The sequence below is a fragment of the Flavobacterium sp. RNTU_13 genome, from assembly GCF_046614455.1.
Lineage (GTDB): Bacteria > Bacteroidota > Bacteroidia > Flavobacteriales > Flavobacteriaceae > Flavobacterium.
Map to the genome: position 1 here is coordinate 113,580 of NZ_JBKJHB010000008.1, position 20,990 is coordinate 134,569.

Below are 20,990 nucleotides of genomic sequence, written 5' to 3' on the forward strand. Positions count from 1 at the left end.
AACCCCAAAGCTAATACCAAGTTTTATGAAATAATTAGCGTACTACCCCTCCGATTACCAATGAGAAAAAAAAGGCAGGTGTAAATTACACTACCCTTATATAGATTTGTTAATATTGTAGCAACACGGTGCCAAAAAAAGTACTTTTGGCTAATTATAAACATCAATCAATACAATGGATACTGCCAAGATAAAGAAAACCTTTAAAGACAGCTGGTGCATATTAAAAGATACCTTTACCAGTTTTATGGCCGATAAGGGGCTAAAGCTTAGTGCATCCTTATCCTATTACACCATGTTTTCTTTAGCACCGCTTTTATTGCTTATTATTTCGCTTGCCAGTACTTTCTTTGGGCGAGATGCCATAGAAGGCAGGGTTTTTTACCAGATCAGGGATTTAATAGGCCCACAGGCAGCAGTGCAAATACAGCAGGTTATAAAAAACCTGGAGCTTTCGGGGAAAACTAATTTGTCTCTAATTATAGGAGTTTTTACCCTTATACTGGGTGCCACTACCGTTTTTGGCGAAATTCAGGACTCCATTAACATGATATGGAAAGTAAAGGCAAAGCCAAAAAAAGGCTGGCTTAAACTAGTTAAAGACAGGCTCAGGAGTGGCTCTATAATAATTGGTTTAGGATTTTTGCTTATTGTATCACTAATTGTAAATGGTGCCATTGTAGCGCTTAACGATATACTGGAAGGCTACTTTCCATGGTTTACGGTAATACTGTTTAACGTAGCCAATATTGCGGTAAGCTTTTTAGTTATTACCATTTTGTTCGGGGTTATATTTAAGGTACTACCTGATGCCAAAATACGGTGGAGAGACGTTCGCGCAGGTGCATTTTTCACTGCGTGTTTGTTCCTGCTGGGGCGCTACCTTATTGGGCTTTACATAACCACTACGGGCGCAGGATCTCCTTACGGTGCAGCAGGATCTATAATCGTTATATTATTATGGGTATACTACACTGCAGCAATACTATATTTTGGTGCAGAGTTTACCCGTGCATATGCACTGTTTAAAGGCCGAAACATTCAGCCGGCAGAATATGCCGTTTATGTGGAGCAACGTGAAGTAGAGCGCGAAAAAACACCCGTAAACGTGAGTGTATCTCCTGAAAAGCACCAGTAAGCTTGCATTACCTATACGTTTAGCATTCTCTCATTTAACCAACTGCGCACGATAACTAGTTACACAACAGTAAGTACAGATATTATTTAGTTAGCTTAAAAATATATTAGTATGTATTTAAACTAACTGAAATGCAATAAAAAACTCCCCATTTGGGGAGCTTTTTGTTCTTATAAGCGCAAGTATATAAGTTACACTTTTAACCTGCCTTCTATACTGTTATCGTCTACCTTAGTGCCGGCAATGGCACCCAGGGCGTAACTTAGCATAGAAACCATTTTTCCGTGTTTGGTATCCCAGTAGTAAGCGTCAGCCGGAGCTACTTTAATCACGCTGGCATCGGGGTCTTCTTTACCTTCCTCAAACCATGTTTTTGCTATAGGTGTCCAAACCCGGTCGATATGAGCCCTATCTGTAAATATTTCGGCTTTCCCATACACAGAAAGATATTCAGAACTGCCGTTGTTTGCAAAAAGCAACTGTACTTCGGCAGCCTGTTTAATTTCTATATTTTTGTTACTGCGTGCAGAACTCAGGAACCAAAGGTTACCCGCATCGTCCACATCAAGCACACTCATTGGCCTTACAGACACCGGCTTTGAAGAAAGATCTGTACAAAACATACATATTTTTATATCGCCGGCCATTTCTTTTATTTTAGCCACTGCTTCAGCGCTAAAAAGGTCTTTATAATTTCCCATGGTTTGGTGTTTTTTAGTTAACAGATTCTACTTGTTCAGATACCCATGCTACGGCGTCATTATAACGGCTTTTTTCAAAACCTTTAAACTCGCCTGGCATTACTTTACTAAACGCATCGGTAAAGTTTTTAACCCCTTCAGAGTCGCTTATAATAGCGGCACGGTTCCATTTGGTTATGTTTTCTATACCCAATAATGCATCTTGCAGCCATGCACCGGCAGTAAAGTCTTTAACAGGAGTATCAAGGTAAAGCAGATAATTTAACTTGCCATTATTGCGTACCAGTTCGGCTACCTGTTCGCGTACCACGTCAAAGTCGTCTTTAGTAACTTCGCCCTCTGCACGAAATGCCACCATATTAGCAGGTACATTTTGAATTTGCGTAATCATAATTTAAGGTTTTTAATTGTTGTTATCTCAAAGTTACCTTATTAGCCTGCGCAAATTTGTTATAGCCCTGCCAAATACCAGCCAAAGAAATGATAAAGTTTAGAGGGGTTTTTCCATTATGTAGTCTTCCATTAAGTAGCCATTGCCTATCTCTACATTCACCTCGCCATTATTTTTAAACCCTGTTTTAAGGTAAAAATAATAGGCAGGATTAAACCTATTTACATTAAGAAATATGGAATTATTGCCTGCACTTACAGCAGCAGACTCTACTTTTTTTACAAAACACTTACCCAGGCCCTGCCCATGAGTTTGAGGCAGTACATACAATTTATGGATTTTGGTTTTCCCGGGTTCGTTGTCGGTTTCATAAGAACAAAAACCTAAGGCATTTCCATCGGCATCTTCAGCAATAAGAAAGCGATGGTTTTTAACCGTTATTTGTTGCTCAATAGCCTGTTGGCTATACATCATATCCATCATGTAGCTAAACTGTTCAGCAGAAAGTATTTCTTTGTAAGTATGATTCCACGTAATTACGGCTATGCTGTAAATAGCGTCGTAGTCTTTAAGTGAGGCAGTTCTTATGTTCATTGTAGCTATTAAAATCCTTGATATTCATCGGTATTTTGCTTCATGTAAAGGTACAAAAATAATATTGGCACGGATATTGGAATACTCAATCCGAACCTCAAAAATAAAACAGGCAATTAACATTACACTGATTATGAAAACGAAACTAACATACACATTGCTGTTCGGCTTCTTAAGTATTGGTAGCCTATTTGCCCAAAACGTAACTACCGTTAGGGCTGCTAACAGCGACATAAGCGATAACCTTAATCTGCAGGCCGTGTCGTCTATATTTGGAGACTCCCGCGATCTTGAAGATTTTGAGCGCAGGTTAAATGACCCTGATATGATGATATCTAACCTGGATCTTAATGGTGATAACCGGGTAGACTATTTAAGGGTAGTAGAACTTGCAGAACGCAGCACCCACGTTATAGTGCTACAGGCGGTTTTGGGTCCCGATACGTTTCAGGATGTAGCTACAATAGAAGTAGAACGCGACAGATATAACAACGTTACGGTACAAGTAGTGGGAGACCCTTACATATACGGTCCTAACTATATATACGAACCTGTTTATGTAACCAGGCCGGTACTATTCGGGTTATTTTGGGTTAGCAGTTACAGGCCCTACTACTCACCCTGGTACTGGGATTACTACCCTACCTACTATAATTACTGGACTCCATGTGCGCCTTACCGATACCATAACCACGTAAACGTATATATTAACTACCGCAATACCTATAATTATGTAAACACAAGGTACAGCAGCCGCGCCATGGCTATTTATTCGCCAAGGAGAAGCAATGGCTACGAGCGTATGTATCCTGGCAGATCGTTTGAGGCGCGTAACAACAACGTACGCAACCACTACGAACTGCAACAAAACAGGAACAACCTTGCCGGTGGCCGTAATGGCAACCCAAGGTTTAACAGCAACGGCGTGAGAAACACCGGTGATAATGGCGCAAGGGCTTTTTCCGGTAATGGAAGGGAAAATGGTACACGCAGTATAAACCAGGGCGGTCGCAGTTTTAATAACGCAGCCACAGCGCCGAGCCGTGGTACAAATGACTTTCAGGGTGGCGGACGTAGTTTTAACAACGGAGCTGCGCTAAATGGTCGCAGTAACAATGACTTTCAGGGTGGCGGTAGAAGCTTTAATGGCAACAACAGTCCGTCTCTCGGTACACCTTCAAGAGGTATTAGTAATCCAAGACCTAACGTAAATAATCAATCTTCGGGTTTTGGTAACGGACGCGGAAATTACGGCGGAAACAGGTCTGAGGTATCCTCTCCTGCCCCATCAAGGCAATACAGTAACCCTGGTCGTAGTTTCGACAATGGCGGTGGAAACCAGCCAGTAGTAAGGCCACAGCAGTCACCTCGTTTTGACAATCCTACGCCGCGAAACAATGGCGGTGGTAACGGTGGTTTTCAGCAACAACCAAGGATGCAGCAGCAGGCACCGGTAAGAGCTAATAATAATCCAGCCCCTTCAATGCCAAATGGCGGCGGCAGAGGTGGAAATATGCAAGGTGGCCGCCCGGGCAGAGGTTAATAGAAACAATATTTTGGGTTTTTTATTTATATACAAAAGCCGGAGGCGTACAAATGCTTCCGGCTTTTATTATTTTACACGCTTTACATTGATGGCGGTTACCCACTCTTTATTATTACATACGGTACACGTACCACTTGTAGGCTCTAGCCGCTGTGTATTTGCACAAAAAGAACATGCGTATATACCGGATTTAGGTATTTCGGTACTCTTTCGGTTAAACGGTTGTGGCCGTATGGGCAAGCCAAATTTTACATCGGCGTCATCATAAAAATAAACACTTATGGCACCATTGGTTTCAATATAGGCATAGCGTACCTGCCCCAGATGTTCAATACCCCTCAGCCTTAACTCTGCAAAAAACTCATCCTGTGCAAGGTCTTCCTTTTCAAAACTTGCTAACGAAAACTGTCCGTCTTCTATTATGCATATAGGAACGCCCTCCATAAAGTTCTCAAACTTTTTGCTCTTGCCAAGGAGCCAGGTTACCCCCCTGTACATAAACAATATGATAAGGAATACCGTTATTGCCGGTAACAATCCCACATCTTCATAAAACATAGGATCTCCGGCCGCAGAACCTAGCGATATTATTATAACAACTTCAAATACCGAAAGTTGTTTCACCCCGCGCTTCCCGGTTAGCTTAAGCGTAGCGAGCACTACTATAAACATTACTACTGTTCTAAACGAAACCTCGGCTAAAAATGTCCATGGTAAATCGTTTAGCAGTAAGCGCTTCCATTCAAAAATTTCTTTCATAAAGAATCTTGTTTCCGTATAAAATTAGTCAGCATTTTCTGTTAGTTAACAAACATTAGCACAACTTTAATACCGCATTACAAACTGCTCAACCACATGGTAGCTAACTTTATGAAACAAAATTAATAACATTAAAAACCTAAAATTATGAGCAAGAAAGTGGTCATACTGGCAACCCACGGATTTGAAGAAAGCGAACTGAGTTCTCCTAAACAACACATAGAGCAGCAAGGCTGGACAGCACATATTGTAAGCCCTGAATCAGGTAGTATTAAATCATGGTCTGGTAAAGACTGGGGAAAATCGTACGACGTAGATAAAACTATAGATGAAGTGTCGGCATCAGATTATGACGCTCTGGTACTTCCCGGAGGTGTAATAAACCCGGATATACTAAGAATAAACGAAGATGCACTTAAACTTATTAAGGCGTTTTTTGAACAGAAAAAACCGGTTGCCGCCATTTGCCACGGACCATGGTCGTTAATTAACGCGGGTGTGGTAGAGGGTAGAAAAGTAACATCTGTAAAATCAGTAAGTACAGACCTCAAAAACGCCGGTGCCATATGGAGCGATGAAGAAGTAGTTGTAGACAACGGCCTTGTAACAAGCCGTACGCCTGAAGACCTTCCTGCATTTAATAAAAAACTGGTTGAAGAAATCAACGAAGGTAAACACAGCATGCAGCACGCGTAATTTTAACAGGCGTTACACAGTATAACTTTATAAAGGTTTTGCAAGTTATTTGCAAAACCTTTATTTTTACCTCTACAAAAATTAATCGCCGTTAACATGAAAAAAATTATGTTATTGCCGGTGCTGTTATTAGCACTGCAATCTTTTGCTCAACTTTCGCCTGTAAATTACAAAGAAGGAGGGCAAAAACTAAGTGGTTTTTCCGGAGTACCCGAAAGGCCATCACAAACTAAAGCAGGTATACTTGTATTACCAGCCTGGATGGGAATAAACGATCACAGCAAAGAAGTTGCCGAAAAACTTACCAAACGCGGATTTTATACTTTCGTAGCCGATATTTACGGTGAAGGAAAATATCCTAAAGATACAAAACAGGCAGGAGAACAGGCCGGTTATTACAAAAGCCATCCTGAGGCGTATCAAAAAAGAATAAAAGTGGCTCTTGACGAACTTATAAAATCAGGTGCCGACCCGGAAAAAATAATTGTAATTGGTTACTGTTTTGGTGGTACTGGTGCCCTTGAGGCAGCACGTGCAGGTTTCAACGTTAAAGGTGTAGTTAGTTTTCATGGCGGTTTAGGCAAAGATGCTTCAAGAAAAAACACTCCAATAAAGCCAATGGTGCTTGCGTTACATGGGTCCGATGACCCTTACGTACCCCAAAAAGAAATTGATAGCTTTATGCAGGAAATGAAAGAGGGTAAGGCTGACTGGCAAATGATATATTACAGTGGTGCCGTACATGCTTTTACTGAAAAAGAAGCAGGAGACGATAACAGTAAAGGTGCTGCGTATAATGAAAAAGCAGATAAAAGATCTTGGGCAGCCTTTACACAGTTTTTAAAAGACGTACTTAAGGAAGAAAAACCGAGAGTAAATAAAATAGGTGACAGTAAAAAGATACTGGAAAAAGAATAAGAATTTAGCCCCGTTATAAGGGGCTAAATTTTTTAAAGCCTACTAACCGTTTTAAGATAAAAACCCAAAAAATATTAATCCCGGAAAATTCATCATTTCGTATGCGTAAATCAAGCATAATTATATTTTCATCTCTTATTGTACTGGCTTGTGGCGCCGGCAAAAATGTAAAAAGAGATTACACAAAAGCACCTGTAGAAAAGTACATGAAATCAATAAGCCCTGAAGATTTAAAGAAACATCTTTATATTGTGGCAGCAGATTCTATGGAAGGACGAAACACGGGTACTCCTGGGCAAAAAAAGGCAGGTAAGTACCTTATCAGCCAATACCAGGCAAATGGAATGTCGTATCCTAAAACAGCTGACGGATGGTACCAAAAGGTGCCTTCAGAATTTATGTCAAGGGCATTTAGCCCTAAATTAGGAGACTCTGAAAACATTTGGGCGTTTATAGAAGGTACAGAAAAACCCGATGAAATCCTAGTTATATCTGCGCACTACGACCACGTGGGCATGAAAAACGGAGACGTGTATAACGGTGCAGACGACGATGGATCTGGCACGGTAGCACTGCTGGAAATAGCACAGGCGTTTATGCAGGCCAAAAAAGACGGTTACGGCCCAAAGCGCTCTATATTGTTCCTGCATGTAACCGGTGAAGAGCACGGGCTACATGGATCTCGTTATTACAGTGAACACCCACTTTTCCCGGTGGCTAATACTATAGCAGATCTTAACATAGATATGATAGGCAGGCGCGATGATGACCATACCTCAAACGGAAATTATGTATACGTAATAGGTTCAGACAGGTTAAGTACTGACCTCCATAACATTAACGAGGCGGCTAACAAGCGTTATACGCAACTAAACCTTGATTACAAATACAACGACCGTAACGACCCTAACCAGTTCTACTTCAGGTCGGACCATTACAATTTCGCAAAAAAAGGAATTCCAATTATTTTCTATTTTAACGGGGTGCATGCTGATTACCATAAATCAACAGACAAACCGGATAAAATAGAATACGATTTGCTTTCAAAACGCGCTCAGCTAGCCTTTGTTACAGCTTGGGAACTTGCAAACCGCGAAAACCGCCCTGTAGTAGATAAAGACGGAAAATAAACTAAAAACTCCCCCAAATGAATAATCTGGGGGAGTTTTCGTTTTATGATAATTGCAATATATTACTCGAAAGTCACTACTTTAACGGCATCATCTTTCCCTATTTTATAATAAGAACCTGTAACGGTTACCATTTCGCCTACGTTAACCTTTTTATACTGTTTAGGATCTTTCATATTAGGAATACTAACCGTGGCAGTAAAAAACTGGCCTTCTGCTATTTTAAGCTTTGCCATATAGCCATCTTTGCCTTGGGTAATTTCTGTTACCTTTCCGCGTAGGGTTACTTCCTCGCCTTCTGCAGGCATCATGCCCTCATTTTGTGTGGGTTGTGCAATTGCGGCTGTTGTGTCAGTTTTTGTACCGCTTGCAGGTAAATTACCTTTTACGGTATATGATTTAAGTTCTTCCTGGTTTTCTGTTTCAGCACTTTTTTTATTGCAGCCCGTTAGTACCAGCACGGTTGCTGCAATCAGTATAAAATTCTTTTTCATGATAAACGTTTTGTTTTCAAAATAACAAAAAAACCGGCACAAACAGTGCCGGTTTTTATATAATATAACTTAAGATTTACTTATTAGTGTCCTCCACCGCTTACACGGCCAAAGCTAATACCCTGGCGACTAAGGATTCCCTTAACTGTAAAGGCATAAAATGCAAGGTAAGCAAAACACACCACACCAACTATGTAGCTGCTGTGTATACCTATAATACCAGCTACTGTACCCTGAGCAAGGCTTACAAGTCCGCCACCCATAATCATCATTACAAGGAAGTTACTTCCCTGGGTGGTTTGTTTACCTAGTCCACTTACCGCAAGGGTAAATATACATGGCCAAAGCGTACTACAGAAAAGACCAACGCTGGTAAACGCGTAGATACTGATATCGCCTTCTGTAAGCATACCTATAATAAGTGCTACTATACCCAGAATTGAAAAATACCCCAGCATGTTAGCAGGATTTCCTTTACTGGCAAAGTCGGCAGCAATTAGTACTACAACAATTGCAGCATATACATAGAATGGCGCCAAATCATGTCCCATAAAGGCATTAACACCAAGGAAAACACCAAAAGCAAGATAAGGGGCTACTATTTTAAGAAGTACTAACAGATTTTTATCTGACGTAAATGCTTCTACAGCGCCACCCCAACGGCCTATCATAAGACTTGCCCAGTATAGCGACACATAAGGTGCCACAGCACTGGTAGCAAAGCCGAGATCCTCCTCTAAATAAGCAGGTAGGTTACTGGCTGTAGATACCTCAACACCTACATAAAGAAATATGGCTACCATACCCAGAATAAGCTGTGGATATTCCAGGGCTGACTTTCGTTGTTTTACAAAGTTATCTACGATTTTTTCTTCCTCTACCTCAGCTTCAGGGTGGTTTGGTAGCGATGAAAACTTAAGAAAAACAGCTACAAGCACAAATGCAAGTCCTAAAATAAGGTAGGGAGCTTTAACGCTGTTAATATCTACCGTAGTGCTGGCCGCAGATGCAGAACCAAAAATAGCGAAACTCACTAATAGAGGCCCAATAGTGGTACCAAAGTTGTTAATACCCCCCGCAAGCGTAAGACGCTGAGAACCCGTAGCTACAGGGCCAAGCGCTATGGCAAGCGGGTTAGCCACGGTTTGCTGCAATGAAAAGCCAAGGCCTACAATAAAAAGGCCAGAAAGCATTAGTGCAAAGGAGCCTGTTTCGGCAGCAGGGTAAAAAAGAAGTGTACCCAGTGCAGAAATCAAAAGGCCTAAAGCAAGGGAGTTTTTATAGCCAAGGCGCTCTACAATATCTTTCTTGGTGGCAGCCGAGATACCGATATACATAAGAGAACCTACTGTATAGGCTATGTAAAATGCTACTGAAACAAGCTGGCTTTGCCATTGTTCCAGATTAAAAGCGGTTTTAAAAACCGGGATAAGGATGTCGTTACTGGCAGCAACAAATCCCCAAAAGAAGAAAACTGTGACCAGAGGGATAAACTGACCCCACTTAGTTTGCGCGTTCGATGAACTCATAGTTTGGTTAAATAAGGGTTAATTGTGAATGAATAAATGTTTGGGTTACTAATATAGATGTTTATTTTTATTCTACTCTGATTTTTTTACTTCGGTACGCGGGCCTATGCCGTTAGCGTTGAACGCTTCTATGGCAAAATAATAAGCATCGCTCCTATCCAGGCCGCTAAAATAATACTCATTTTTGCCATATACCATAATTGAGCCATATAATTTATCAGGTTCTTTACCAAAATATATAACATAGCCATCAGCAGCAGGTTCCTGTTGCCATTTAAACCACACATTTCGGCGCTCTCCTTTCTTTTTTGGCTCTGCTCTAAGCGGCACAAAATTTTGCACCGCAGCAGGTTTTTCGCCCGATCCGCTTCCAAATATACGGAAACCACTAATAGCAAACTTACCAGTAGGCATTTCTATGTTCTCTAATTTTAGGTACCGTGCCTTTTCGGGCTTGCCTAACTCTATATAATCGTGCGGTACATCATTAGTATTCTTGCTTTTATCTACTAGAACCCGCCACTTTTTCCCGTCATTAGAGGTGTAGATAATATATTTATGCCCTTTAGGATTTTCGGGCTTACCCATTAATTCCGCATCTTGGTCGGCATAATTAATCTGTATGGCATTAATAGTGCTAACCTCTCCCAAATCACTGATAAGATATTCACCTTTATTAGCAGATTTGGCACTCCAGTACGTTTTTATATCCTCGTCATTACTGTAATTTGCCTGAAAACCACCAAGTGTAGAAGAAACCTGTACCGGTTTATTGTAATTCAGCAGCATCCATCCTGCAAATGATGCAAGTCCGGAATGCGCTTTTTGCTCCGCAGGAAGATACGTTGGGTAATCGCCATAAGCCGTGTTTGAATATAAAACACCATCTTTGTCAAAACCTGCAGGCCAAATGCCTAACCGCCTCTCAAAGTTATTTTTTGTGGAAATAACTATAGTAGATACATGCCAGTAGTTACCATAAGCATCATCATACGTGCCACCGTGGCCTGCACCACGTGCAAAACCTCCCGGTTTATACGAAAACGGATTGAATGACTGGTACACAAAAGGGCCAAGTGGTTTATCGCTAACAAAAACACCATCGCCATAACCACTAAACTCTGTTCCCGGGGCACCATATTGCAGGTAATACTTTCCGTTATGTTTATTCATATACGCGCCTTCCATAAACGGCTGCATAAAGGTATTATCGTTATGCTCGCCGAAACGCTCCCAACCGTGCTCATCATCGTTTAGTGCCAAAAGCGGCACCGGCTCGCCCTCAGGCTGAAAGGTCTTACGGTTGAGCTTTACACCATAAATGGGATACAGATTGCTACTGCCGTAGTAAATATATACCTCATCGGTATCTTTATCCCAAAATATATGTGGATCCCAGGCACCGGCTTCAAACTTATGAACCAGTTCTTTCCAGTTATCGCCGTCGGGCTGGGTACTCATCCATATCGGGAATTCTTTACCGTGCGTAGACCCCACCACAAGCATAGTGTCCCTTACAAAGGAAACCGAAGGTGCACAAAGCTCATCATAAACGTTGTGCTCAGGCCTTAAAAACTTACGGCTTATAAACTTCCAGTTCAGCATATCTTTGCTATGCCAGTAGCCCCATTGGTTAGTAGAAAATAAATAATATTCGCCCTTAAAATAAGTAATTACAGGATCGGCAGTAGCCCGGTGTTTTCCCTGTGTTACAAAGTTAGGTATGGGGCAATACCCATAATCTACATTAATGGGGTTGCAGTAGGTTTTTTGCTGGCTGTAGCCAAAATTTAAATTTAGCAGAACCAGAAAAATAATTACACTATGTTTCATTGTTATTATTTTTTAAGATAAATGGATGATTTTAATTATCAGCCGCTCAATGTTTTACACCAGGAAAACATTAAGTACTGGATTTACTATGAAATCTTATATGTTTTTCTACCTTGTCTACCGAAAAAACATACGTTTAATAAAAAGGCTGTCCTGAGCCGGACAGCCTTTTGCAAAAAATTAACCAAAACACTTATTTAACTAACTCAAACGTAGCCTTAAGAGTAGCATCAGAGCTTCCGCCTACAAAAACTTCAAAATCGCCCGGTTCTGCCACAAACTTCATGTCTATGTTATAGAACCTAAGGTCATCGGCAGAAATGTCAAACGTTACCGTTTTTGTTTCGCCTTTTTTAATCAGTTGTTTTGTAAAGCCTTTTAGCTCTTTTACAGGCCGGGTTACCGAACCTACAACATCGTGTACATATAACTGCACTACTTCTTCGCCATCGTAGTTACCGGTATTCTTAACGTCTACAGTAACCGTTATTTTATTGCTCCCTGAAAGCTTGTTTGAAGAAAGTTTCAGGTTGCTGTATTCAAACTTAGTGTAACTTAAGCCGTAACCAAAGGCATATAGCGGGCTGTTCTCTGAGTCTGTGTAACGCGACTTATACTTTTGTTCAGGGTCGTTTGTGCCCAGGTAAGGGCGGCCTGTATTTTTGTGGTTATAGTAAATAGGCACCTGTCCTACACTACGCGGAAACGTCATAGGAAGTTTACCACTTGGATTGTTAACACCGTAAAGCGTTTGGGCAATGGCATCACCGCCCATAGTACCAGGGAACCAAGCTTCCAGTATAGCATCCATGTTGTCATTCTCCCAACTCAGTGTAAGCGGACGTCCGTTTAACAGCACCAAAACAACCGGCTTACCCAGTTTCTTCAGCTCTGCTAAAAACTCCTTTTGTATACCCGGCAAATCAATATTTACCTGAGAAGCGGCCTCGCCACTTTGGTTTTCAAACTCACCCATTACCGCTACCACAACATCTGCATTTTTAGCAGCGTCCAGCGCAGCCTGCATCATGGTACGTTTAGAGTCTTTAATTTCAACACCTTTGTTAAATGACACTTTGCTTTGGTCTTTAACCAGGTGCTTAACACCTTCTTCTACGCTTACCGCGTAGCCATTACGATCTCCGGCAGCTGCCCATGAACCGATAATATTAAACTCATCGCTTACCAATGGCCCTACAAAAGCAACCTTCTGGCTCTGTTTTAGCGGAAGCACATTGTTGCTGTTTTTAAGCAATACCATAGACTTGTTTGCAGCGTTTAGTGCCGCATCCAGGTATTCTTTCTTATAAATGGTAGCCTTTTCACGCTTTTCTTCGTTGTAGCGATAAGGATCTTCAAACAGACCTAAATCATATTTGGCTAGTAACACCCTGCGGCAGGCATCGTCTATCTGCGCCATGGTAACTTTACCTTCCTGCAGGTTTTTCTTGGTATCGTTAAGGTAAATAGCGCCTACCATGTCCATATCTATACCGGCTTTAAGTGCCAGTTCGCCCGCGTGTTGTTCGTTTTTAGCATAACCATGCGGAATCATCTCATTCATACCGGTGTAGTCTGTAACTACAAAGCCGTTAAAGCCCCATTCTTTTTTAAGCAGGTCGTTCATTAACCATTTGTTACCTGTAGACGGAACCCCGGCAATTTCATTAAACGATGCCATAAAGCTCCCCACACCTGCGTCAACCGTAGCTTTATAAGGCGGAAGATACACCTCACGAAGCAGGCGCTCGCTCATATCTACTGTATTATAATCACGTCCAGCCTCAGCAGCGCCATAGGCAGCAAAGTGCTTGGTACAGGCTAACACTGTGTACAAATCATTCAGGTTATTCCCCTGGAAACCTTTTACACGGGCAAAAGCCATTTTACTACCCAGGTACGTATCTTCACCTGCTCCTTCAGATACGCGGCCCCAACGTGGATCACGCGAAATATCTACCATAGGGGCAAAAGTCCAGTGGATACCGGCTGCTGCCGACTCCGCCGCCGCAATTTCTGCCGACTTACGGGCTAACTCTAAATCCCATGAGGCAGTTTCTCCCAGGGTTATAGGGAAAATGGTTTTGTATCCGTGAATAACGTCATAACCGAAAAGGATAGGAATTTTAAGGCGCGAATTATCAAGATTCATCTTCTGGATTTTTCGTGTATAGTCTACACCGGTAGCATTAAGTATGCTGCCCACGTTTCCTTTCTTAATTTCATCTACCCAGTTTGTACCGCTCTTAGGGCCAGTAATGGTACCATCTGCCGTAAACTGAACCATCTGTGCAATTTTCTCCTCCAGGGTCATTTTGCTCATAAGGTCTGCAACAAATTCAGTACGCGGCTTTATTTTTATCTGAGGTTTTTTACCCTTTTGGGCATACACCGTAATTGTAGAACAAGCCAAAAGCAGTAATAGCGTTCTTTTCTTCATCCTTAGTTTCTTTAATAATTGTTGTGGATATTAATAAAATGTTTATGGTTTTGTTTGTTGTAACAGCCACTCGTAAGTGGCAGGATCATTATAAACGCGCGTCCAGCTGTCGTGCCCCGCATCGTCAAAAACAATAAATTTCAGGTCTTTGGCACAAGGCTTTAATGCCTTATAAATGTTTACAGCATAGCTTATATCTACTGCATCGTCCAGAAGCCCATGATAAATACGCGTGGGTATGGCACCCAGCTTTTTACAATCTTCCAGCATCGGTACACTATCGGCATAACCGGCAATAGGCATCAGTGCTGCAAAGGCTTCAGGGTGTGCCATAGCTACCTCCCACACACCCCAGCCTCCCATGCTAAGACCAGTAAGGTAAATACGTTTATCGTCTATATTATTTTCTTTTACAATTTTTTGTATCAGCCTGTAAACAGCTTCAGCATCATATAGCTCATTGTCCGGGCATTGTGGTGCCAAAATGTAGACATCCAGCTTATGGCTCTGTACATATTTTAACGGGCCGTGTATTTTAAGCAGGTCGGTGTTTGTTCCTCTTTCCCCAGAACCGTGCATAAACACAATCAGAGGCTTTTTACCTTGCTTTGCATTTTCAGGTATATGCAGTGCATACGTCATGTTACGCGTTACTGTAATTTCGGTTTTAAACGCACCCGATACATCCTTCTGAGCAGTAGCCGTTAATGTGAGCAAAAGTAGTGAAACTAAAAAAGCGACTTTCTTCATGGCTTAAAAGTTATATTTCCCTGAATGAAAACCAAGCTTTACAAGGCCTTGCTGTACTTCGGGCGCATTCATGAATAAACTCCATAACAGCCCGCTTCGGTAATTTTCTATCATAACCACCATAGGGCCCTGGTCTATAGCCAGATACCAAGGTGCGCTCCAGTTATACTGCTGGCTGTGGGCATCATAAAACCCGGCAGGACCCCAAGAGCGTAGCTTATGGTTCTCGTACAGGTTTCTCATTACAGCGATGCTTTGCTGTGGCGTATACACAATAGAACTTACCGCTGCCGTAGGTGAAATCACACCTGTATCGTTAGACGGCTGGTGTGCCGTGTAGCCTACAGAACCATCGGGGTTTCGGGTGTAAGAAGCCGTAAGCCCCCAGTAATCAGGACCATAACCTGCATACTGGTGCGGATTGTTTACACAATACTGGTAATCAATCATTACCTGATTGTAGTTTACATCCCAGTAATTAGCGTACTGATCTGTAAGTTGATGCGGGTCTAGCCCAAGGTATGAGTAATGTGCCCAAAACAAAGGTCCGCCAAATTCCTCAGCATAATTATGTTTAAGTAATAACGGATAGCCGTACTTGGTATTAGGCGACACAATGCCGCCGTTCCTGGCCCAACCTTTATGATAAGGAGCCGGGGTAATACCATGTGTTTCTGATGCGCTTGCCATTACATACGTAATAAGGCACTCGTTATACCCTTCAAGCGGAAAATTCATTTCCCAGTTATAATTAGGCGACCAGTGCCAGTAAAGCACATCCTGCCCGTTTCTGTACCAATCCCACTCTACACCTTTCCACAGGGCATCAAAACGTGCTGCAAGTGCGCGTTCATCCGCTGAACCGTTTTTAAGATATTCGCGTACGCATATAATCCCCTCGCATAAAAAAGCCGTTTCTACAAGGTCGCCACCATTATCTTTAGTACCAAAGGGTTTTACATGGCCTGTAGTACCTTCCATCCAGTGTGGCCATGCACCGTGGAAACGATCTGCACGTTCCAAAAAACCGGCTATCTTGGTCATACGCTCCATAAATTGCGTGCGGGTAATGTAACCACGCGAATCTGCCGCAATAATAGACAATAAGCCAAAGCCACTACCGCCAGTGGTAACGGTGCTGGCATCGTTATCCGGATAAACACCATCAGGATGATAACGTTCGCGTGCCAGGCCGGAGGTAGGCTCAGCGAAATCCCAGAAATACCTGAAGGTTTGTTTTTCTACTAAATCTATAAGTTGTTCGTCGGTAAGGCGCTCCGTTGGGGTTGCGGGCGTAGTACCGTTGTTCTTTGTATCTGCACTGCTGCATTGCAGTAATGCAATAACAGGCAGGGCATATAATATTTTGAGTATTTTAAAGTTGAAATGACTGCTCATAACAAAAAAAAAGAGTCCTTCCCCCGGTTTCGGGTCGGGAGAAGGACATATTAATAAATTAATAACCCGGATTTTGTGTAAGAACACCGTTACTTAACGTTATTGCATTCTCCGGAATTGGGAATACTTCGTTTTTACCGGCAGTAAAGCCTAGTGGGCCAAGTACCTGTACGGCACGGCCGGTACGTACTAAATCCCAGAACCTGTCGTGCTCCATAGCAAGTTCAGCTCTTCTTTCTTTGTAAATGGCCTGCCTTATTGAAGCCTGGTCTGTAGCTGTTGAATTAGCTAAACCGGCACGACGCCTTACAATGTTTAATGAAGCAAGCGCCTGGCTTGAGTTACCTAACTCATTAGCAGCTTCAGCATTTATAAGCAGTACTTCTGAGTAACGCATATGCCTTATGTTTTGGCCTGAACCGCTTGAACAATTACCTATAAGCGCCTGTGGCACATACGATTTCTGGTTGTACATAGGGTTATCGCCTGTAGCGTTTATAAGATCGCCCTCAGGTGTAGTTTCTCCCCTGAAAATAATGGTAGCATCCCTACGTACGTCTCCCGGCTCAAAAAAGTTGGCAAGATCCTGAGAAGGAACATTAAAGCCCCAGCCAAACTGGCCGCGAACACCCTGGGTTTCGCTGTACTGGCTGTTTGATATAGAACAGTTACCTTCTACGTAAGTAGCCTGAGCTTCGAAGATAGATTCAGAACTGTTTTCGTTAGCAATACGGAATTCGCTGTTAAAGTCTGGCAGTAAAGAATAACCCATACCCATTACCTCTTGGGTTAGCTGATATGCCTGCTGCCAGTTTTGCTGGTATAGGTAAACCTTAGCCAAATAGCTTGTAGCCGCACCTTTTGTAGCACGCCCCACGTTAGCAGCATCATAGCTGGTAGGCAGGTTGTCTTTTGCATACGCAAGGTCCTCTATAATAAGGTTGTAAACCTCCTCTTTAGTTGCCCTTTGTATGTTATAGTTACCATCGGCAGGTAAGCCGTTATAAATAGGCACTCCGCCAAAGGTACGCACCAGATTAAAATAATGAAACGCCCTCATAAAACGTGCTTCGGCTATAAGCCTTGTTTTTAGCGCGGCGTCCATATCAATATTTGGCACATTAGTAATCACCTGGTTGGCAAAGTTAACGCCATTCCACTGTCCTGTCCAGTAATCGTTTATAATAAACGCAGACGGCGTGTAGGTAAAGTTGTTAATATCTGAAAAGAATGAGGCATCGCCCGGGCTACTACCCTTTTCGGCGTCGTCTGAAGCAATGGTGATAATAAACGAACCAAACGCCGCAACAGGCCATGAACGAAGGTTAGAATACATAGCATTTGTACCTGCTACGGCATCATCTGCATCCTGCCAAAAGTTTTGTACGGGCAGCTTGCCTTCTGCGCTTACATTTAGATAATCGTCGCTGCAGCTCGCCAATAATAGAGCGAGTGCAAATGCTGATATAATAGTCTTTTTCATGATTTTTTTAGAATTTAACGTTAACACCGAAATTATACACTGCAGATACCGGGTATACGTTATTGTCAATACCCATATCTGATACGCTTTGGTTTCCAAGTTCCGGGCTAAAGCCGTTGTACTTAAACCATGTTACCGGGTTTTGTGCACTTACGTAGAAACGTATTTTATCAACTTTAATAGTTTCAAGGAATTCAGAAGGCAGTGTGTAACCTAACATGGCATTCCTTATCCTGAAGTAATCGCCTTTTTCTACATAGAAAGAACTTGGCCTTGATGACGTTTGGTCTGAGTTAGCAGCAGGATATGTCCCGCCAAGATTTGTAGACGAATAGTGGTTGTTTACGTAATCCTGATCCCAGTTTTCATTACCATAACGTGCGTTACGGTTAAAGTTATAAATCTCGTTACCGGCTACACCCTGGAAATCTACCGAAAGGTCTACGCCTTTGTATCCTAAATTAAATCCAAAACCGTATGTAGCTGTAGGTATAGGGCTACCAAGGAATTTTTTGTCTTTATCATCGATGATACCATTACCGTCGCGGTCTTCAAATTTAAGCGAACCTACAGGCGAACCGTAAGCGTCTGCCTCCTCTTGTGTTTTTATAACACCTACTACCTGGTAACCGTAGTAAGCACCTACTTCAGAACCTTTTTCCCAACGTTTAATCGGGTTACCAAATAAGCCCGGCCCGGTGTTTAGGAATGAACCTCCTAATACCTCAGTAACTTCGTTTTTAATAGTTGTAACGTTAGCGTAAACACCGTAAGTAAAATCTTCGCCTACCTGGTCGTTCCACTTAACATCAAATTCAAAACCTTTGTTTACAAACGTACCGGCATTAGTTACAAATTTTTCTCCAAGACCTGCCTGAGAAGGAATCGAGATTTCCATTACCGCATCCTTAGTTTCACGGTTGTAGTAGTTTGCTTCAAACGATAGCCTATCTTTCAGGAATCGGCTCTCAAAACCAAAATCTGTTTCAGTAACAATTTCCCAGTTGATTGAAGGGTCTACAAGTTTCGAAACCGAAATGGCAGTTTGAGCCTGTGTAGATGTACCGAAAAATGCACCGTTTTGCCCAGATGCTGAAGCATCGTACTGGCGCGCTATAGAAGCGTTACCAAGACGTCCCCAGCTAGCTTTTATTTTAAAGAAATCAATACCTGATTTCTCCATAAATTTCTCTTTGGTTAATACCCAACCAGCACCCACAGATGGGAACGTTGCCGATTTTTGGTTACCATCAAAATTAAATACTGAAGAACCATCTCGCCTTACTGTAGCGTTTAGTAAATATTTATCGGCAAAGGAATACTGAACACGGCCAAAGTATGACTGAAAACGTGTCCTGCTTCCGTTAACATCACTATTAGCAGTGGTTTGTGCTATATTACCAAGGTTAAGGTATAATGTAGCGTCGTTACCATAGTACGGAACGTCTGTAGCCGTAATGCTGGTAGTACGCCATGTATCTTGCTGTTTACTGTAACCTGCAAGCGCTGTAATCCTGTGCTTGTCTATAGATAGCGTGTAAGTTAGGGTGTTTTCCCAAAGGATGCTCTCCCTGGTTGTCCAGGTATTTGAAAGAGAACTGTTTAACGACCTTTGAGATGAACTTACAAAATATTCAGGGGTATATGAGTAACCAAAATAATCGGTATTATCTCTTGTATAGCTTGTTTTGGCGGTAAGGCCTTCAACAATATCAAGCTCGGCAAAGCCATTAGCCACATTTCTGTTACTTACGCTTTTACCGCGGTAAAAGTCAAGTGTAGCACGTGGGTTTGCAAACGTACCAAGGCTTGGTGTATCTGGCAGTGTACCATAAGTACCATCGGCATTTTTAGCACGGAAAACCGGTGGTGCCACCCTTGCCTGATAAAAAGGGATTTGAGAGTCGTTTGTGTTAGCTTTAGAGTAAGCTATGTTACCACCTACCCTAAATGCTTCGGTAATGTCGTAAATAGCACCTAAACGAGCTGTTATCCTTTTGTAATCGTTACCCGAGTTAATACCCTGGCCGGCATCTAAAATACCATCCTGGGTAAAGTAACCAAGCCCCATATTATAACGGGTCTTTTGTGAAGCTCCGGAAATAGATACGTTATGATTTTGTGTAACAGCTGATTTTTTAAGGATTTCCTTATACCAGTCTGTATCAACGTTACCAAACTGGGCAGCATTAATAGTAGCCGGATTATTCTCGTATGCTGCTTTATCATTATACATACGTATATAATCTGCGGCATTAGCCAGTTTAAGTACATTTACTGGTACGGTAAAGCCGAGGTTTGTATCAAGCGTTATGGCAATGTTTTCCTCGCCTGATTTATTCCCTTTTTTAGTAGTTATTATAATTACACCGTTTGCAGCACGAATACCATAAATCGCAGAACTTGACGCATCTTTGAGTATGCTCATGCTCTCTACATCCGAAGGGTTAAGATAAGAGATGTCTTGTGTTAGTACACCATCTACTACATACAAGGGCTGAGAACCTGCAATACTACCTATACCCCTTATATTAACCATAGGAGTACCACCCGGGGTACCAGAGTTAACCACGTTAACACCCGCCACTTTACCCTGTACACTACTCATAACGTTAGAGTTAGGGCGGTCACGCAGGTCTTTTTCGTTAACAATGGCTACTGCACCCGTTACATCGGCTTTCTTTTGCGTACCGTAACCTATTACCACCACTTCCTCTAAAGTGTTTGCAGCACTTGATTTCATGGTTACTTTCATAGGCCCTGATGTGGCATTAACAGTAACAGTATCGTACCCTAGCATTGAAAATGTAAGAGGACTGCCCACAGCAGTTTTAATAGAGAAGTTACCGTCGATATCGGCAGAGGTAGAAACCTTTCCTCCATCGGCAGTAATGTAAGCATTAGGTACAGGAAGACCTCCTTCGTCCAGAACCTGACCCGTAATTTGCTGGCCGTAGCTAATACCGCACAGCAGCAGCAAAAAACCCAGAATAAAGTTTTTCATAAATTGAACTATGTTAAAAGTTAGCAAAACGAAGGTACAACTCTAAAACGTTATAGCTGTAGTTAACATACCCAATCATTACTACATCAAAAACATAAAAAAATAATATAAAAAATTGATTAACAATAATTTATAAAAAATATTAACCCATCAAAAACTACAGTAATGATGTAGTGATGATGAGTT

At 42.0% G+C, this 20,990-nt stretch carries 17 protein-coding genes; 5 read left to right on the forward strand and 12 right to left on the reverse strand.

Annotated elements, in window-relative coordinates; translation table 11 throughout:
• The first annotated feature begins 175 nt into the window (after window positions 1-175).
• A complete protein-coding gene (locus tag ACLI08_RS15935) occupies window positions 176-1,138 on the forward strand; it encodes a YihY/virulence factor BrkB family protein (protein WP_411429502.1) in 963 nt (320 codons plus the stop codon).
• Between the two features lie 191 nt (window positions 1,139-1,329).
• On the opposite strand, the gene ACLI08_RS15940 is transcribed toward ACLI08_RS15935, so the two are convergent.
• From ACLI08_RS15940 to ACLI08_RS15950, 3 genes are all read right to left on the reverse strand, one after another.
• A complete protein-coding gene (locus ACLI08_RS15940) occupies window positions 1,330-1,839 on the reverse strand; it encodes a pyridoxamine 5'-phosphate oxidase family protein (protein ID WP_411429503.1) in 510 nt (169 codons plus the stop codon).
• A 13-nt stretch (window positions 1,840-1,852) separates the two neighbouring features.
• A complete protein-coding gene (locus ACLI08_RS15945) occupies window positions 1,853-2,230 on the reverse strand; it encodes an STAS/SEC14 domain-containing protein (protein ID WP_411429504.1) in 378 nt (125 codons plus the stop codon).
• A gap of 99 nt (window positions 2,231-2,329) precedes the next feature.
• Entirely contained in the window at window positions 2,330-2,824 is a 495-nt protein-coding gene (locus ACLI08_RS15950; RefSeq protein ID WP_411429505.1) for an N-acetyltransferase family protein, read from the reverse strand.
• Window positions 2,825-2,957: 133 nt separating this feature from the next.
• On the opposite strand from ACLI08_RS15950, the gene ACLI08_RS15955 reads away from it, so the two are divergent.
• Window positions 2,958-4,367 carry a hypothetical protein gene (locus ACLI08_RS15955; RefSeq protein ID WP_411429506.1) on the forward strand — a complete coding sequence of 470 codons (1,410 nt, stop codon included), beginning with the start codon at window positions 2,958-2,960 and terminating at the stop codon, window positions 4,365-4,367.
• Window positions 4,368-4,436: 69 nt separating this feature from the next.
• Here ACLI08_RS15955 and ACLI08_RS15960 read toward each other — a convergent pair whose 3' ends face one another.
• Window positions 4,437-5,129, reverse strand: a complete 693-nt coding sequence (locus ACLI08_RS15960) for a DUF421 domain-containing protein (RefSeq protein WP_411429507.1) — start codon at window positions 5,127-5,129, stop codon at window positions 4,437-4,439.
• A gap of 147 nt (window positions 5,130-5,276) precedes the next feature.
• On the opposite strand from ACLI08_RS15960, the gene ACLI08_RS15965 reads away from it, so the two are divergent.
• From ACLI08_RS15965 to ACLI08_RS15975, 3 genes are all read left to right on the forward strand, one after another.
• Window positions 5,277-5,825 carry a type 1 glutamine amidotransferase domain-containing protein gene (locus ACLI08_RS15965; protein ID WP_411429508.1) on the forward strand — a complete coding sequence of 183 codons (549 nt, stop codon included), beginning with the start codon at window positions 5,277-5,279 and terminating at the stop codon, window positions 5,823-5,825.
• 96 nt (window positions 5,826-5,921) lie between these two features.
• Window positions 5,922-6,743 carry a dienelactone hydrolase family protein gene (locus ACLI08_RS15970; RefSeq protein WP_411429509.1) on the forward strand — a complete coding sequence of 274 codons (822 nt, stop codon included), beginning with the start codon at window positions 5,922-5,924 and terminating at the stop codon, window positions 6,741-6,743.
• Between the two features lie 101 nt (window positions 6,744-6,844).
• Entirely contained in the window at window positions 6,845-7,873 is a 1,029-nt protein-coding gene (locus ACLI08_RS15975; RefSeq protein WP_411429510.1) for a M28 family metallopeptidase, read from the forward strand.
• A 62-nt stretch (window positions 7,874-7,935) separates the two neighbouring features.
• Here ACLI08_RS15975 and ACLI08_RS15980 read toward each other — a convergent pair whose 3' ends face one another.
• The 8 genes from ACLI08_RS15980 to ACLI08_RS16015 form a co-directional block, all read right to left on the reverse strand.
• The gene (locus tag ACLI08_RS15980; RefSeq protein WP_411429511.1) at window positions 7,936-8,367 is read right to left on the reverse strand and encodes a hypothetical protein; all 432 of its coding nucleotides are present in this window, start codon (window positions 8,365-8,367) and stop codon (window positions 7,936-7,938) included.
• Between the two features lie 83 nt (window positions 8,368-8,450).
• Window positions 8,451-9,896 carry an MFS transporter gene (locus ACLI08_RS15985; RefSeq protein WP_411429512.1) on the reverse strand — a complete coding sequence of 482 codons (1,446 nt, stop codon included), beginning with the start codon at window positions 9,894-9,896 and terminating at the stop codon, window positions 8,451-8,453.
• Window positions 9,897-9,968: 72 nt separating this feature from the next.
• Entirely contained in the window at window positions 9,969-11,729 is a 1,761-nt protein-coding gene (locus tag ACLI08_RS15990) for a family 43 glycosylhydrolase (RefSeq protein WP_411429513.1), read from the reverse strand.
• Window positions 11,730-11,922: 193 nt separating this feature from the next.
• Window positions 11,923-14,169, reverse strand: a complete 2,247-nt coding sequence (gene bglX / locus ACLI08_RS15995) for a beta-glucosidase BglX (protein ID WP_411429514.1) — start codon at window positions 14,167-14,169, stop codon at window positions 11,923-11,925.
• Window positions 14,170-14,211: 42 nt separating this feature from the next.
• Window positions 14,212-14,919 (reverse strand): prolyl oligopeptidase family serine peptidase, encoded by a 708-nt coding sequence (locus ACLI08_RS16000; RefSeq protein ID WP_411429515.1) that lies wholly within the window; start codon window positions 14,917-14,919, stop codon window positions 14,212-14,214.
• A 3-nt stretch (window positions 14,920-14,922) separates the two neighbouring features.
• Entirely contained in the window at window positions 14,923-16,317 is a 1,395-nt protein-coding gene (locus tag ACLI08_RS16005; protein WP_411429516.1) for a glucoamylase family protein, read from the reverse strand.
• Between the two features lie 58 nt (window positions 16,318-16,375).
• Window positions 16,376-17,800 carry a RagB/SusD family nutrient uptake outer membrane protein gene (locus ACLI08_RS16010; protein WP_411429517.1) on the reverse strand — a complete coding sequence of 475 codons (1,425 nt, stop codon included), beginning with the start codon at window positions 17,798-17,800 and terminating at the stop codon, window positions 16,376-16,378.
• A 7-nt stretch (window positions 17,801-17,807) separates the two neighbouring features.
• Window positions 17,808-20,804: a SusC/RagA family TonB-linked outer membrane protein gene (locus tag ACLI08_RS16015; RefSeq protein ID WP_411429518.1), complete on the reverse strand. Its 2,997-nt coding sequence runs from the start codon at window positions 20,802-20,804 to the stop codon at window positions 17,808-17,810.
• Between the last annotated feature and the right edge of the window lie 186 nt (window positions 20,805-20,990).

Coding starts and splice junctions, on each gene's coding strand:
- ACLI08_RS15935 (WP_411429502.1), top strand. CDS start 176: ATGGATACTGCCAAGATAAAGAAAACCTTTAAAGACAGCTGGTGCATA.
- ACLI08_RS15940 (WP_411429503.1), bottom strand. CDS start 1,839: ATGGGAAATTATAAAGACCTTTTTAGCGCTGAAGCAGTGGCTAAAATA.
- ACLI08_RS15945 (WP_411429504.1), bottom strand. CDS start 2,230: ATGATTACGCAAATTCAAAATGTACCTGCTAATATGGTGGCATTTCGT.
- ACLI08_RS15950 (WP_411429505.1), bottom strand. CDS start 2,824: ATGAACATAAGAACTGCCTCACTTAAAGACTACGACGCTATTTACAGC.
- ACLI08_RS15955 (WP_411429506.1), top strand. CDS start 2,958: ATGAAAACGAAACTAACATACACATTGCTGTTCGGCTTCTTAAGTATT.
- ACLI08_RS15960 (WP_411429507.1), bottom strand. CDS start 5,129: ATGAAAGAAATTTTTGAATGGAAGCGCTTACTGCTAAACGATTTACCA.
- ACLI08_RS15965 (WP_411429508.1), top strand. CDS start 5,277: ATGAGCAAGAAAGTGGTCATACTGGCAACCCACGGATTTGAAGAAAGC.
- ACLI08_RS15970 (WP_411429509.1), top strand. CDS start 5,922: ATGAAAAAAATTATGTTATTGCCGGTGCTGTTATTAGCACTGCAATCT.
- ACLI08_RS15975 (WP_411429510.1), top strand. CDS start 6,845: ATGCGTAAATCAAGCATAATTATATTTTCATCTCTTATTGTACTGGCT.
- ACLI08_RS15980 (WP_411429511.1), bottom strand. CDS start 8,367: ATGAAAAAGAATTTTATACTGATTGCAGCAACCGTGCTGGTACTAACG.
- ACLI08_RS15985 (WP_411429512.1), bottom strand. CDS start 9,896: ATGAGTTCATCGAACGCGCAAACTAAGTGGGGTCAGTTTATCCCTCTG.
- ACLI08_RS15990 (WP_411429513.1), bottom strand. CDS start 11,729: ATGAAACATAGTGTAATTATTTTTCTGGTTCTGCTAAATTTAAATTTT.
- bglX (WP_411429514.1), bottom strand. CDS start 14,169: ATGAAGAAAAGAACGCTATTACTGCTTTTGGCTTGTTCTACAATTACG.
- ACLI08_RS16000 (WP_411429515.1), bottom strand. CDS start 14,919: ATGAAGAAAGTCGCTTTTTTAGTTTCACTACTTTTGCTCACATTAACG.
- ACLI08_RS16005 (WP_411429516.1), bottom strand. CDS start 16,317: ATGAGCAGTCATTTCAACTTTAAAATACTCAAAATATTATATGCCCTG.
- ACLI08_RS16010 (WP_411429517.1), bottom strand. CDS start 17,800: ATGAAAAAGACTATTATATCAGCATTTGCACTCGCTCTATTATTGGCG.
- ACLI08_RS16015 (WP_411429518.1), bottom strand. CDS start 20,804: ATGAAAAACTTTATTCTGGGTTTTTTGCTGCTGCTGTGCGGTATTAGC.